Origin of the sequence: Nostoc sp. ATCC 53789 (assembly GCF_009873495.1) — a bacterium.
GTDB classification, from domain to species: Bacteria; Cyanobacteriota; Cyanobacteriia; order Cyanobacteriales; family Nostocaceae; genus Nostoc; species Nostoc muscorum_A.
On sequence record NZ_CP046703.1, the window covers coordinates 716368 to 731082 of the forward strand.

A 14715-nucleotide genomic window follows, 5' to 3' on the forward strand; every position below is an offset into this window, starting at 1 on the left:
GACATTAGTGCAATTACCTTAAACTCTCATTGATGCGAAAGGTATCAATGATTTTTCATAAAAATGTTTCTCACTGCATTGTACAAACAGATTACAAAGACTGAACCTCTCAGTTTTGAGACATAACTTTACTCAATTGAACAAATTTAGGAGACTGGATTAATGTTAGATGCCTTTACCAAGGTTGTTTCCCAGGCCGATACTCGTGGTCAGTTAGTCAGTAACGAGCAAATTGATGCTTTGTTGGCTGTGGTTAAAGATGGTGCGAAGCGCACCGATGTTGTGAACCGGATTACAAGTAACTCTTCAGCGATTGTTACCAATGCAGCTCGTGCATTGTTCGCAGAGCAGCCCCAGTTGATTGCTCCTGGTGGAAATGCTTACACCAACCGTCGGGTTTCTGCCTGTATGCGCGATATGGACATCATTTTGCGCTATGTCACCTATGCGATGTTCCTGGGAGATTCCAGCGTTCTGGACGATCGCTGTTTGAATGGTCTGCGTGAAACTTATTTGGCTTTGGGTGTTCCTGGGCCTTCCACGGGAATCAGCATCATCAAGATGAAAGAAGCTGCCATTGCGATCGCAAACGATCGCAACAATATCCAACCGGGTGACTGTAGCTCTTTGATGGCTGAATTATCCAGCTACTTTGATCGGGCGGCAGCAGCAATAAGCTAAAAGTCTGTAGACTCACACGCATTTTTTCAGACAAAATTCTCAAGTGCTTGTCACCTTTTCAAAGAGACGTTCCAGCTAACGCTCTTTGGCACTAAACCTTTGTCCAGATAAAACTTTTTGAAACATTAGGAAAATATCATTTAAATGAAAACACAATTGACTGAAGCGGTTGGATCTGCTGATTCTCAAGGTCGTTACTTAGGCAACGTCGAACTTCAAATTGCATTTGGTCGCCTCCGCTTGGCTACCGCAGACCTGGAAGCAGCAAAGCAGCTGGGTTTGAAAGCTCAACAGTTGGCTGAAGGTGCTGCGAATGCAGTCTACCAAAAGTTCCCCTATACCACCACCATGCAAGGCAACAACTATGCTTCTGATGGTCGCGGCAAAGCTAAGTGCTTACGTGATATCGGCTATTATGTGCGGATAATTCAATACTGCCTGATTGCAGGCGGTACGGGCCCTGCTGATGATTATATGTTGGCAGGTCTGGCTGAAATGCACAGTAGCTTTGAATTGGTTCCCAGCTGGTATGCTGAAGCGCTCAAGTATATCAAGGCTAATCATGGTTTAACAGGCGATCCTGGACTTGAGATCAATTCCTACATAGACTACATCATCAACGCGCTCTAGTAGTCTGCTAAGGAAACTTTGTTTGGTTCTCAGCAGAGGGGCAGAGGAAAAAAGACTTGGTATTTGCCTCTCCTCTGCTCCTCTGCTTCCCTGCTCAAGAGTCTTCCTCCACCTGTCAATTTTGGGTTGGTAAATTACTAAACACAGGATCTCGCCAATATTTTAGATGCGTTTGCCTTGCGTTACTCTCTTTTTTCGTTGAGTAGGAGCAAGGTTTTCAAAGATAGCTTTAATCATGGCTGGCGTGAATTCTTTGGAAGATAAACCGTAGCGACCACCAATAATTTTAGGCAAAGATGCAGAGGAGCGCAGAGGTAAGGGAGAATCTAACTCTAATTTTACCTCTGATCCTCTGCTTTTCTGCTCCCCTACTCCCCATGACTCATGGATAGCAGCGACTACATCCAAATACAATGGTTCACCAGATGCGCCTGGTTCTTTAATGCAATCTAAAACTGCGATGTTACGGGTAGTTTCTGGCAAAGCAGCGACAAAGCATTTGGCATCATAAGGGCGATATAGTTTAACTTTCAAAACGCCCACTTTCTGATCAAGGGTGTTAAGGTAATTTACTATTTCATGTACAGCTTCGCAACCAGAACCCATCAGCACAATAACTCGTTCGGCTTCTGGGTCGCCGTGGTATTCAAATAGTTGATACTGTCGCCCTGTCATCGCAGCAAATTCATCCATGACTTTCTGGGTAATGTCTGGACAAGCTAAATAGTAAGGATTGACAGTTTTACTGGCTTGGAAGTAGACTTCAGGGTTTTGTGTTCTACCGCGCAAAACAGGTTTATTGGAGGTGAGGGTGCGTGACCGATGGGCGAATATTAATTCATTGGGAGTGAATTCTCGCAGGTCATCATCTGTTAAAGTCTCTACTTTGTCAATTTCATGGGAAGTACGAAAGCCATCAAAAAAATGCAGAAAGGGTATTTGTGATTCTAAAGTTGCTCGTGTTGCGATTAAAGCAAAGTCTTGTGCTTCTTGCACTGATGCGGCACACAGCATAGCAAAACCAGTTTCACGCGCTGCCATAACATCGCTATGGTCGCCGAAAATAGATAGAGCTTGCGCGGCTAGCGATCGCGCTGCTATGTGAAAAACTGTAGGTGTGAATTCTCTGGCAATTTTGTACATATTGGGGAGCATCAACAATAACGCCTGCGATGCTGTAAATGTGGTTGTCAGTGAACCAGTTTGCAAAGCATCATGTACATTACCAGCAACACCTGCTTCACTCTGCATCTGTACCACTGAGGGAACAGTACCCCAAATATTGCGTTTACCTTCATTAGCCCAAGCATCCACCCACTCAGCCATTGGTGAAGAAGAAGTAAGCGAGTAAGTAATGACTTCATTTAGTCGATAGACGACTTGGGCAACAGCCTCATTGCCGTCTATAGTTGCAAAACTTCTGTTGTTCATCTTCTTACACCTGCGAGATTCTCTAAGCGCTAGTCACAATTAAATTGAGACTTTCAAAAAATAATCTCTAAATCTAAAGATTTGGTGAGGATTCTAGTTTTTTTACAAAAAAAATAATTAGGTAGAGCGCATTCGTTAATCTATTCGTGAAGTTAAGACGCAAACCCAGCAGTGTAGCAACCTGATAAAAGAGGCTAACTAGATCAAAGGGTTTGAAGTTAAAAATGCTTTATGGGTTTTAACAGTTCTTACTGCCAGATATAGTTTTTGAGAAATAAACCTCATCTATGTTGAAACCTAGAGTTTTTTAAAAGATATATTGATGTAGGTTGGGTGGAGTGAAACGCAACCCAACATTACCACCAAATTTTATGTTGGGTTACGCGATCGCTGCACCCAACCTTGTATCTTAGAAATAGTAGTAGACCGTCCCAACCTTGGTCATAATAGACCGCTTCGTAGCATGGGTCACTACAACAATCTCTTTGACAGAACTCGAACAGTCGCCGGGGTCAAAGCTTTAAACGCTGATATTTAAAGTATACAGTCCGTATCGGGCAAGGATGAGTTAAATCAAGGGGATGAATTCAAAACAGGGTACAGAAATTAGTTGAGAGTGAAATATGGAAAATATTTCTCAATGGGTAGGCATTGATGTGAGTAAAGCAACTCTCGATGTTTATATCCGTCCAATGGGTAAAGCATTGAAAGTTGCTAATACAGAAGTAGAAATATCTCATCTAGTAGAACAACTCAAATCATTTGATTTAAATCTGATTGTGTTAGAAGCAACAGGAGGATTAGAAACAGAACTTATTATCCAATTGCAGGCAGCACTTTTACCAGTAGCATTAATTAATCCACGCCTTGGAAGAGATTTTGCGAAAGCCACAGGTCGGTTGGCAAAAACTGATGCTATTGATGCACAAATTTTGGCACACTTTGGGGAAGCAATGAAACCCCAGGTGTTAGCAATTGAATCTGAAACAGCGCGTCAACTGGGCGAATTAATTAGTCGCAGAAGACAGTTAGTCGAGATGCAGACTGCTGAGAAAAATCGTCGGGCGCGTGCCCGTGGTAAAGCATTAGCAGATATTGAGGCTCATATTGAATATCTTGAAGAGCGTCTCAAACAGCTCAATCAACAAATTCAGGAATTGACGCAAAATAATCAACAATGGATTGATAAAGTCAATTTACTCAAAACTACTCCTGGTATTGGTCAAGTTATTTCTACTACCCTCGTTTCTGACTTACCAGAACTCGGTCAATTAACTGCCAAACAAATCTCTCGTTTAGTTGGTGTTGCACCGATCAATCATGATAGTGGTCAACACAAAGGTAAGCGGATGATTAATGGTGGTCGTGCCCATGTTCGAGCGACTCTTTATATGGGTGCTGTGGTTGCTATGCGTCATAATCCCGTTATCAAAGCCTTTTATCAGCGCCTTGTCGAACGTGGTAAATCCAAAAAATTGGCCCTAACTGCTTGCGTTCATAAGATGTTAGTCATTTTAAATGCAATGGTTCGAGATAATTTGCCTTGGTGTCTAACTGACAACTTTAAACCAATTGTCAATGTTTAATCACAAGTCAACCTTTTTATACTTTGCTTGATGCCCAGAGCCAGCAATGTACGGCATCCGCATTGATGCTCCCCTATAACTGGGGTAAATTTTTCATGCTGTTTTTGCCTACACGAGAAATCCAGCAACCGAGGAAGATTCGGCGGCGAAGCGGAGTGTCTGGTGCGGGCTTTGACTATCTAGACTACAAGCCATAAGTCTTCTAGCCCGTACCAGACACCGCCGAATCTAGCGCAGCGTTCCTCTGTTGCGTCAATGCTCCAACCCACGTTTTTTTGTTAACGATCGCTTGACTTTTAAGACAGTCGCTACAAAACTAAAGTTCTCAAGGTATACGAGGTTTATCATTCATTTTCAGAATGCATATCTAACTTAAATAATTGTCTGCAATTTGTCGTCACTGTTGGGGAGGAATGCCAATGCATCGACCTGCAATGTTAATGCATCGACCTGCAATGCTAATGCATGGACTTGCAATGCTAATGCATCGACCTGCAATGTAAATGCATGGACTTGCAATGCTAATACATTGACTTGCAATGCTAATGCATTGACTTGCAAAGATTAGCTCACGACGCTATGTTACACAGCAACTCTCAAAGATTTGTATGTAGACGACGACACGGTAGTATTTTTAAGAGGGTTGGAGAGATTAAAAGCTTACGGGTAATATTTAGAAAAATAAATTACAAAAATAAAAAATTAAAACTTCAAAATTAATCGTCCCATCCAAGAATCTCAGTAACTTCTTCGCAAATAGAGGTGGGTTCAAAAGGTTTAGTAATCACCCCGGCAATTCCAATCTGAGCGAAACGGACGCGATCGCTTGCTTGGACTTTCGCAGTTAAAAAAATCACTGGTATTGCTTGAGTTGCGGAATTTGCCTGAAGTTTTTCATATACTGCAAAGCCGTCCATGTCAGGCATAGACACATCAAGCAGAATCGCATCAATGGGTTCTGTCTGGGCGATTTTTAATCCTTCTTCCCCTGATGCAGCTGTCAGTGTGTCCCATCCTCCCAAGTCTTCTAAACAAGCTTGTACTAATTCGCGGATTCGTTCTTCATCATCCACAATTAACAATTTTTTTGTCATTTGTCATTTGTCATTGGTCATTTGTCATTCTCCCCCTGCTTCCTACCTGCCCCCCTGCTTCCCCTGCCTCCCCTGCCCCCTTCCCCTCTGCTCCCCTGCTCCCCTGCTCCCTGCCCCTCTGCTCCCCTGCTCCCCTGCTCCCCTGCATAATTTCCTGGTAATGGCAGAGTGAAGAAAAACGTGCTGCCGACACTAAGAGTACTTTCAGCCCAGATTTGCCCATCGTGCTGATCAATAATACTACGACAGATTGCTAATCCCAAGCCTGTGCCGCCTTTGGTGCGAGAATCAGAAGCATCTACTTGCTGAAATCGTCCAAAGATTGTTTCTAACTTTTCTGCTGGGATGCCTCGTCCTTGATCGGTTATCTGGAACAGAACGTGATCTGTTTGCTGTTCGACACTCAGAGTAATAGTAGAATTGGCAGGCGAGAATTTAATCGCATTACCTAAGAGATTGGTGAGTGTTTGAACAATGGCATCAGCCGCCGCCCAAACTTGAGCATTGGTGGGGTGGATCTTAAAGATAATATTTTGCTGATTGGCGATCGCTTGCACTCCCGCTACTGCTTGTTGAATTAAATCAGCCGCATTGCAGGTTGTTTTTTCTAAGACAGTTCGATCCGACTCTAAGCGTTCCAAATCGAGAATATCGTTGACAAGACGCACTAAGCGATCGCTATCGATGGCTGCAATCTCAATCATCCGCTTAAACTTGTCTGGTTTTTTGTCGTAGATTCCACTTTGTAGTAAACCCAGTGCTGCGCGAATTGCAGTTAAGGGGGTGCGGAGTTCGTGACTAACGATGCCAATAAACTCACTTTTGATCAGATCAATTTGCTGTATTTCACTGATGTCTTCGGCAATCCCAGCAATCCGAACTAACTCTCCTAGTTCATTTTTGATCGGAAATGCGCGATCGCGAATCCAACGGATTGAACCATCAGGACGGATAATTCGATATTTTTTATCGTATTGCCCTGTTCTCATCTGTTCAACGATTTCAAATTCGACGCTCTGGCGATCTTCTGGGTGAATTGCATCGAACCAATCTGAATAATTTTGGTAAAGACTTTCACAACTGCTTTGCCAGATGGTTTGGTATGCACTACTCACATAGAGAACTTGCTGATTTTGAATATCGGTCATCCAAAATACTGCTTGGATGTTTTCTGCCAACTGACGAAACTTTTCTTCGCTTTGGCGTAAAGCTTCTTCAGTTTGTTTGCGAATAGTGATATCTTGGTGAACCGCAACTAGAACATCGCCGTAGTCGGGATGATTGAATATAGAAGTCGTCGCACTACACCAAAATGGTGTCCCATCTTTTTTAAGATTATGGACTTCATAAGTGGCTTCACTATTTTGTAAGACGGCAGATACAATGGCTTGATTTATATTTTCATCAGTTAACGATTCACTGGCATAGTTCACAATCGAAACGTCCTGACCGTTGAGTTCACCAGAGTCATAGCCAAACATCTGCTCAAATTTCGGATTGGCATAGACAATAATTCCATTATCGATTCTGACTAAGCAAATCCCTTCCCCCATATTTCGGGTGATTACAGCCTGAAGTTCTAGCTTATGCGCCTGTTCTAAAAGTATGAGCTGGGTTTGTTGCTGCTCTCTAACTGTTTCTTGCAGGCGATCGTTTGTCTCTGTTAGTTGTGCAGTACGTTCTAGCACCCGTTGCTCAAGTTCGGTATTCAGTTGTTGCAGCGCAACTTGTGCCTGTTTACGCTCCATCAGTTCTGTTTGTAACTGTTCAAATAAAGCTGCTTGCTGGATAGCAATGCTTACCTGCGCTCCTAACTGCCTCAACAGGGCAATTTCTGAAGATTGCCACTCACGAGGAGCTGCACAGTGATGAGCTGCTAGTAATCCCCACAATTCATCTCCTAATGAAACAGGAACGACCAGATTTGCCCTTACCTGGAGACTTGCCAAAAATTCAACGTGACAGGGACTAATCCCAGCAGTATAAATATCAGCTTTCGCAGTAACTAAGCCTTGTTTAAAGGGTTCAACGTTCTCTTCGCCAATGCAAGGGTCGTAAATCTGGAGTGGTAAAATCGCCATCCATTCCGGTACAACAGACTCAACTACGATTGTTCCACCCCAACCTGGATAAAATTGGAAGATAATGACGCGATCGCACTCAAGAAACTGCCGCACTTCATCGACGGTGGTTTGTAAGATATCTTGTAACTTGAGCGATCGCCGGATGCGCTGGCTCATCTCCATCACTAAGCGTTGTTGCTCAAATTGCTGTTGCAGCTTTTCTTGTGCCAGCTTGCGATCGTCAAGAGTCATCCGCAATTGCTCGGCATTTTCCTGAGACAATTGTTGGTTGAGTTGTTGAATCTTCTTTGTGCTGTACTTAAGATTGCCTGTTATCAGGTTAATTATCAAGGCAACCACTAGGAAAAGACCTAGCCGCAATATATCTTCTGATTGATTAATCCCCAGTTGATATCGCGGAATGATAAAAAAATAATCAATCGCCAGTGTCGAAAGCACAACTGTAACAATTCCTGGTCGAAAGCCACCATACCAAGTACTGGCGATGATAGCTATATAAAAAAAAGCACCAATAGTTGGAGATATAAACGGTTCTAGCCAGAGCGATAGCATTAGGGCGATCGCAGTTGAGCCAATAGCGACACCATAGACTAATAATCGCTGATAATTTCTCATTATTTTTTACCGAAGAAAGGCAGAGGGCAGTTTTTGCTGAAGGCAGGAGGAAGAAAATATATTTTTTGTTCTCTGCCAAACGGGTTTAAAGCCCCTAAATTTATTTATGAATAAAGATAAAAAGTGTATTTTGAGACGCGCAGCGCAAAAAATACAGCGTCTATTATAAATCCCCTAAATTTATTTATGGGGATTACCTCCTGCCTCCTTAATTCTCCCTACCTGAGAGCGCCAGCGCGTTCTTTGAATGCGGCTCAGTACCCTTGTTACAAGTTCAGGCCCTAGCACTGGCTTGCTAATAAAATCATCGGCTCCGGCTGCAAAGGCTTGCTGAAGGGATTCTGCTTCAGTATGGGCTGTTACTACCAAAACAGGTAAATCTCCCCACTGGGCATCCTGTCGCACGACTTGGCACAACTCTAATCCATTAACTATTGGCATTTCTAAATCTAGTACTACCAAATCTGGAGATGTTGCCATCAAAACCTTCCAAAATTGCTGTGATTGGGAGAGGGTTATTACTTCCACCCCCCAAGGGGTTAGCAACGCCGATAGTCCAGCCAGGATTACAGGGTCATCGTCTACGATTAAGACTTTAGCTTCAGAAATTTTCGGTTGAGGTAGGACACGAGCGATCGCCTGAAAAATCTCCTCGGTTGTCGCAGGCTTATGCAAAAATTGTCTAGCTCTTAAACGCGATACTGCCAATCGATCTGCCAAGGTATCTCGTCCTGTAAAGACAATCACTGGGATATTTGGCGATCGCTGTGCAATCTCGCTCAATAATATTAATCCGTCTTCCTCTGTTCCCGGAAAACTCAAATCGAGTAAAACTGCGTCAGGAGTTTTTAAAGCTAGACGCGATCGGGCCGCTGCTAAGTTGGGTGCAACCTTCATCCTGATCCCCCATGAGTCGGCTTCTGCTTGCAACTGCTTTGTCAACGTCACATCATCATCGATTACTAACAGCCGATAAGTTTGCTTCATCGGGACACTTTGAGCGGTGGAAATGACAGCAGGCTTAGTTAATTCTTGCTGTAATGTTGTTACCAATTGCGAAAAATCAGAGATTTTATCTGCTAAAAGGGGGAAATCTGCAAGCAGCAAATGCTCTATTTTCCGTGCTAGCCGGGAGCCTTCTGGATAACCGAACGTTCCCATCGAACCTGCTAGCTTATGTGCTTCGTGCAATGCTTGCTGATGTAACTCTTTATTTAGATTCCCTGCTAAGAGTGCAATTTTTGCCTGCTCCAGTACTACAACCTGTGCGCCAAAGGAATTACGAAATCGCTCCAGCACTCGATTCACAGAAGTTATATCTTTGGAATCGGGTTTTTTCTTCCCATTTTGATTTGTTGCCCCAACAGCGATAGAAGCATTAGGTACAGGCTTGATGCGATAGCCCATACCATACACTGTTTCTAAAAATTCCTCTGTTAGACCTCCTGTTTTCAGTTTCTTTCTTAAGTCTTTAATATGAGTCGTAACCGCATTTTCAGTGGGTGCATCATCAAACCCCCAAAGCCGATCTAGAATCACTGCACGACTAAAGATGCGATCTGGGTTTTGCAAAAATAACTCCAGCAGTTTGTATTCTGTTACCGTAAGCGGAATTTCCTGCTCATTACAAGTCACTCTGCCGGCACTTGGATCTAAACAGAGATTTCCCCAAGTTAACGTAGATGAATCACTCACTCCACTCCGCCGCAACAAAGACCGAATTCTTGCTAGTAATGCTTCCTGGTCAAAGGGCTTAATGACGTAATCATCTGCTCCCGCATCTAAACCCGCTACAATATCTGCATTAGAATTTTTGCCTGTTAATAACAGAATAGATTTACGGTAGCCTTGCCTTCTTAGTTGCCGACACAAGTTAATCCCATCCAGCTTAGGAATTAACCAGTCCAGCAAAATCAAGTCATATTCAACTGATATTGCTAGGTCTAGCCCAGTTTGTCCATTGCTTGCTACGTCGATAGTATAGCGATTTGCACTTAACAACTCTGCCAATGCCGCACTAAGTAATACATCATCCTCTACCAACAAAATTTTCATAAGTTGCATCTAAAGAAGATGCTTATGACACCTTCGCGATCGCAATCAGCCTCTAATTTTAAATTCTTAACTCCGTTGCCAAATTTTAATTGTCTTATCCAAACTCCCGCTAACCAACATGTCGCCAGAAGCTGTGAAGGCTAATGCTGTGACTATATTTCCATGACCTGTAAACGTACCCAGCAACTCCCCGGTTTGTAAATGCCATAATTTGATGGTTTTATCAGCACTACCACTGGCGATAATTTGTCCATCAGGACTTAAGGCGATCGCATATACTTTATCTCTATGTCCTTTAAGTGTATGAAGTAATTCTCCAGTTTCCAATTGCCAAATTTTAATTGTTTGATCCCAGCTACCACTCACGAGCAGTTTAGCATCTGCACTGATTGCTAAGGAACGAACGATGTGAGAATGACCCATGAGGGTATGCAGAGGTTGTGCATCCTTTAAACTTTTGATCCCCGTTTGGGGTGAAGTTCGCCAGACTTTGATTTTACGGTAGCTACCTGTAACTATAGTTTCCCCGTCTCGGCTCAAAACCAGAGAATGAGCAGCTGTATCATCTAAAGAAAGTGCGATCGTAACCTGACGATGCATCAAATCCCAAAACAGAATTTTTCTGTCATCTCCGCCTGTAGCTAACATTCTGCCATCTGGAGTAAAGGCAGCACACCGCACTACCCCATTATGTTTATGCAAAATATCTATCAAGTCTAAAGCACCTACGTGCCAAAGTTTAATTGTGGAATCAGCACCGCAACTCACTAAAGTCTGTCCATCTGAACTAAAAGCCAGGGAATTCACTTCATCCACTAGCCCAGGTATCACCCAAGGATATTCTGATAATGTATCTATTAATTCACCCTTGCTTAAATCCCAGAGTTTCGTTTCTCCACGACTACCACTTGCCAATATGGGTAAGGCTTTACCATTCTTGCACGCAAAACTGAAAGCTAGGCAATTAATACCTCTATTGTGCCCTTGTAAAGTTTGCCAGCATTCCCAGTCACCAACTATACCCTTAAGACAATGCTCTGGTGGTAGAGTCTGTATTGTATCTGCGATCGCTTTCTCATTAATTACTGGCGACGTGTCTTTTTTGCCAATAAGTGATTCTAAATACCAACTCAGACCACCGGCATACAACAAGTTACTCGGACTTATATACAGTTTTGGTTCAGTAAGTTCAATTTGATTTGCAGGTAAAAATCCTGTAATTATACTCTGTCTTTCGTATCCTAACTGACCTGTTGATGGATAAAACAAACAGAGAAAAATTAATACTTGGTGATTTTTTAAATCTTCTTGAGTAACCGACCATTTAATTTTGTCTTTCTTAATACCATTAAAACTTTCTCCATCAGCAACATAAACTTGAACACTTAGCTGAGGATTATCTTTTAGTACATAAGAAAATTTGCTTTCGCCACACAAATTTCCCTCATCATCTAAAATCATATTTTGCAAAGTATCTTGTGATACCTTTTTTACCAACTTCCCCAAACGTTCAGCTATCACCAGGTCAACGATTTTTTCCCGCAAAAGATAATCTTCCGCTTGGCGCTGGAAGTATTTGGGAAAAGGTATCGTCCAGTCGGGAGGCTCAGGATATTCAGGTGGCGTAGGCGGTGGATTTTTGGCAAGAACTTCTGCTTGTTGGCGAGAAAATTCTTGGAGTCTAGCCAATGGTTCGCCCCAAAAAGCCATCATTTCAGTATGACAACCCTTGACTTGACTTTCCAATAAAGATAAGTCATAAGTTTTAGGTTTCTTCACACGTTGAAGGAAGTCAGCTTGTTGAAATTTAAGTAAGCTAATCCAATCCATCTGCATTCCTGCGGCAAACTATTGCATACCTACGGTAAGCTATACCAATGCAATTACTCAAGTTTATAACCTTAGTTAATTAAAAATTCAGTAATGTTAGCAGTCTAATAAAACACAGCCATTGGCAGATGTTTCCGGGAAAAATAAAGATGGATAGCACTTAGACATTTCATGAACTGATGCAGTTGAAGTATATAGAATTAAATGATGTCAGTCAATTCTAACGAAGATGGACAACAAGATACTGTTTCTAAGGAAACACTTCTAGGTGCAAAGGAAAGTTTAATGTGAAAAGCATTTTAAAGGTTGCGGCAACGTTAAGTCAACAAATATCCCCACTAGAATGACTTAGTAACGATGATTTTCGGGTATATCATCTGAAATTGGCATAAATGGTGAAGATTAGCTAATTTTAACCTTTGCGTTTTGGTTGTCTGGGTATAGTACTTACATCAGACGAGTCACCAAAAGTATCTCTTGCCTCAATCTGTTTAATTTTCATTTGCAAGTTCAAGTCATCACTACTAACAATTGTTTCTAAATTCGCTAATCTCCGCTCTAACAGCTCTATTTGCTGCTGCTGCAAATAGTTAGTTTTTGATTTTTGCTCATCAGAACGCCAAACAGCAACTGTACCAACTGCTGCACCACCAATAGCAACTAAAGGAAGAATAGCACCACTTCTAGTAACGGCTGAGAGTGGGACGCAAACTCCGAGAATGGCGACTGTAATTACCCAAATTCTTGTGGTGGCAGATAATCTGACATCTTGGTATTGTTCTACATTTGGTTGAGATTTTTTAGCCATAAGTCTATCCAAAGAAAAGTTATTTGCTAGATTGGCACAATTGCCCACCAAAATACTTCCTACAATTGGGTTAAGTATAATTGCTCTACTAGCGATCGCATTTTCCAACCAGGAATACTTCTTGGATTTTGGGGAAAAGGGGAAGGTGGTGTCGTCCTCTGGGGGTAATGGTAAAGAAAAAACCTTAAGCCAAATCCAGTAACCTTTTCCCAAAACAGATTCCGAGTTATAAAGCAATACAGTTCAGATCAGACCAAAACACTTGTAGAGGCGGCGATTTCTCGCGTCTCGAAAACCCAACGTCAAGTATGTTACAGCAAGAAACCGAGGCTGCGATGCCTACACACTGATGACTCTGCTATCAATGGGTAGGGAAAAATCACGAGACCATTCATTCCAAGAGCCAAAATAATTTCTAGCAGAAATTCCTACTTGTTCAAGGGCTATTAATGTATTAGCAGCCCTTGAACCTTTAAAGCAGTAAATATACACAATGGACTCTGGAGTAATACCTACTGATTGACAAATCTCTCGGATTTCGTCTGGCGATCGGAATGTGGGGATTTCCGATTCGGAATTCATCAGATGATGCCATTCTAACCATACAGCATTAGGGATTCGACCTTTGCGAGGACAAAAGTCAGGATTGTAGGGAGAAGAACTCAGCCCAAGCCATTCGTTGCGATCGCGCACATCTAATTTAATAATTGCTGGATTATCAATTGCTTGCAACATCTCGGCGGTAGTCACCATCATCTCAGTGTTGGGATGCAATCTAAATATGCTACTTTCACATAATGGTACTTCATCGGTAGTAGGTAATCCCTCTGTCAGCCATGCTCTATATCCTCCGTGTAAGATACATACCTCAGCGCAACCCAAATACTTCAGTAAAAAAGCTGCTCGACAAGATTGACCATAACCTTTATTTAAAGTATCCTCATAGACAATTAACCGTTCTGCACCCGATATTCCCAGCTTGCTCATAATTTCTGCAAAATACTCTTGTAATTCCTTTAATCCTGCTGGATAGGAACTCTCTAAAAGATAGGTGAAAAAATCTCTAATATTTATGGATTGAGGAATATGAGAAATAGCATAATCTTCGGGAGTTCGTGTATCGATAATGACAGCCCGTGATGACTTTTCTGCTAATATGGACGTGAGTTCTTGAGGAGAAATGAGGGCTTTTGTATTCACAATTTCATGCTTCTGTTATCCTACCATTAGGCATTATCGCGCTCGGTAGATTTGCATTTTGGAATGGAAATCACAGAAGAATGAATGTTGAATGTTACAAAATAACTTTTGTCGCTGGTTGTTTTAAAACTGATTAAATCAAATTAAAAAAATATGGATATTGAATATTCATTCAAAAATTCTTCAAAATCAAATTTATAATAAAGCTTAGAATACGGGTTTAGTAAAATCTACAAACGTGAACTTTCTAATTGTATTTGTGATCTATTAGACCTGTTATGCATTTGCATCCATTTAAAAGCAGTGATATTTAATAATAAACCCACAAAAAATAACAACACCATCAAGGCTATCTGATACCAGAGAACTGGCTGGACAAATAAATCTAAAATCACGTGTAGTAAGTTCATGATGCTGTAAAAGACAGTTAAGCCAAAATGAATGATTCGATAACGCTTTGAATCGGTAAAAATAGTGAGAATAATTGCCAGCATTGGTAGCACAAAAAAGCCTAACATCAACCACATAATTCCAGAAATATCGTTGATAGTTGTAGCTTTTTGAGATTCAATAACTGATAAACCGTGAAAAAGCGGCATTAAACCCAGTTGTGTATGAAACAAGGTTCCTAGTAGAAATACTGCCCAAAGAGTAATGATTCTTTCCCGATAATTAATTGCCATAACCATAATTGATTCTAA

The 14715-nt window shown here is 41.8% G+C and carries 11 protein-coding genes and 1 pseudogene; 3 read left to right on the forward strand and 9 right to left on the reverse strand.

The features are described from left to right. The first annotated feature begins 162 nt into the window (after positions 1–162). On the forward strand, positions 163–681 hold the full coding sequence (locus GJB62_RS02695; RefSeq protein WP_114080582.1) for a phycocyanin subunit beta: 519 nt from the start codon (positions 163–165) through the stop codon (positions 679–681). Positions 682–825: 144 nt separating this feature from the next. Continuing rightward, complete coding sequence (locus tag GJB62_RS02700; protein WP_114080581.1) at positions 826–1311, forward strand: phycocyanin subunit alpha; 486 nt, start codon at positions 826–828, stop codon at positions 1309–1311. Between the two features lie 201 nt (positions 1312–1512). Here GJB62_RS02700 and GJB62_RS02705 read toward each other — a convergent pair. Continuing rightward, positions 1513–2742: pseudogene (locus GJB62_RS02705) on the reverse strand (pyruvate:ferredoxin (flavodoxin) oxidoreductase); the annotation flags it as partial. 623 nt (positions 2743–3365) lie between these two features. Between GJB62_RS02705 and GJB62_RS36910 the strand changes: the two are divergent. Then, the gene (locus GJB62_RS36910) at positions 3366–4328 is read left to right on the forward strand and encodes a transposase (RefSeq protein ID WP_209271447.1); all 963 of its coding nucleotides are present in this window, start codon (positions 3366–3368) and stop codon (positions 4326–4328) included. A 372-nt stretch (positions 4329–4700) separates the two neighbouring features. Here GJB62_RS36910 and GJB62_RS02710 read toward each other — a convergent pair whose 3' ends face one another. From GJB62_RS02710 to GJB62_RS02745, 8 genes are all read right to left on the reverse strand, one after another. Continuing rightward, positions 4701–4889 (reverse strand): hypothetical protein, encoded by a 189-nt coding sequence (locus GJB62_RS02710; RefSeq protein WP_114086011.1) that lies wholly within the window; start codon positions 4887–4889, stop codon positions 4701–4703. A gap of 155 nt (positions 4890–5044) precedes the next feature. Continuing rightward, entirely contained in the window at positions 5045–5422 is a 378-nt protein-coding gene (locus GJB62_RS02715) for a response regulator (RefSeq protein WP_114086010.1), read from the reverse strand. 17 nt (positions 5423–5439) lie between these two features. Beyond that, positions 5440–8121, reverse strand: coding sequence for an ATP-binding protein (locus tag GJB62_RS02720; protein ID WP_209271471.1), 2682 nt, complete (start codon positions 8119–8121; stop codon positions 5440–5442). A 180-nt stretch (positions 8122–8301) separates the two neighbouring features. Beyond that, the gene (locus GJB62_RS02725) at positions 8302–10176 is read right to left on the reverse strand and encodes a response regulator (protein ID WP_114086014.1); all 1875 of its coding nucleotides are present in this window, start codon (positions 10174–10176) and stop codon (positions 8302–8304) included. Positions 10177–10242: 66 nt separating this feature from the next. Further along, a complete protein-coding gene (locus GJB62_RS02730) occupies positions 10243–12006 on the reverse strand; it encodes a WD40 repeat domain-containing protein (RefSeq protein WP_114086009.1) in 1764 nt (587 codons plus the stop codon). Positions 12007–12418: 412 nt separating this feature from the next. Beyond that, complete coding sequence (locus GJB62_RS02735) at positions 12419–13027, reverse strand: hypothetical protein (RefSeq protein WP_309472837.1); 609 nt, start codon at positions 13025–13027, stop codon at positions 12419–12421. Positions 13028–13153: 126 nt separating this feature from the next. Then, positions 13154–14014 carry a sulfurtransferase gene (locus tag GJB62_RS02740; RefSeq protein WP_114086008.1) on the reverse strand — a complete coding sequence of 287 codons (861 nt, stop codon included), beginning with the start codon at positions 14012–14014 and terminating at the stop codon, positions 13154–13156. A 230-nt stretch (positions 14015–14244) separates the two neighbouring features. Further along, complete coding sequence (locus GJB62_RS02745; protein WP_114086013.1) at positions 14245–14697, reverse strand: hypothetical protein; 453 nt, start codon at positions 14695–14697, stop codon at positions 14245–14247. Positions 14698–14715: the final 18 nt, after the last annotated feature.

Excerpts from the sequence above, each read along its gene's own strand:
- GJB62_RS02695 (WP_114080582.1), top strand. The coding sequence starts at position 163 with ATGTTAGATGCCTTTACCAAGGTTGTTTCCCAGGCCGATACTCGTGGT.
- GJB62_RS02700 (WP_114080581.1), top strand. The coding sequence starts at position 826 with ATGAAAACACAATTGACTGAAGCGGTTGGATCTGCTGATTCTCAAGGT.
- GJB62_RS36910 (WP_209271447.1), top strand. The coding sequence starts at position 3,366 with ATGGAAAATATTTCTCAATGGGTAGGCATTGATGTGAGTAAAGCAACT.
- GJB62_RS02715 (WP_114086010.1), bottom strand. The coding sequence starts at position 5,422 with ATGACAAAAAAATTGTTAATTGTGGATGATGAAGAACGAATCCGCGAA.
- GJB62_RS02720 (WP_209271471.1), bottom strand. The coding sequence starts at position 8,121 with ATGAGAAATTATCAGCGATTATTAGTCTATGGTGTCGCTATTGGCTCA.
- GJB62_RS02725 (WP_114086014.1), bottom strand. The coding sequence starts at position 10,176 with ATGAAAATTTTGTTGGTAGAGGATGATGTATTACTTAGTGCGGCATTG.
- GJB62_RS02730 (WP_114086009.1), bottom strand. The coding sequence starts at position 12,006 with ATGGATTGGATTAGCTTACTTAAATTTCAACAAGCTGACTTCCTTCAA.
- GJB62_RS02745 (WP_114086013.1), bottom strand. The coding sequence starts at position 14,697 with ATGGCAATTAATTATCGGGAAAGAATCATTACTCTTTGGGCAGTATTT.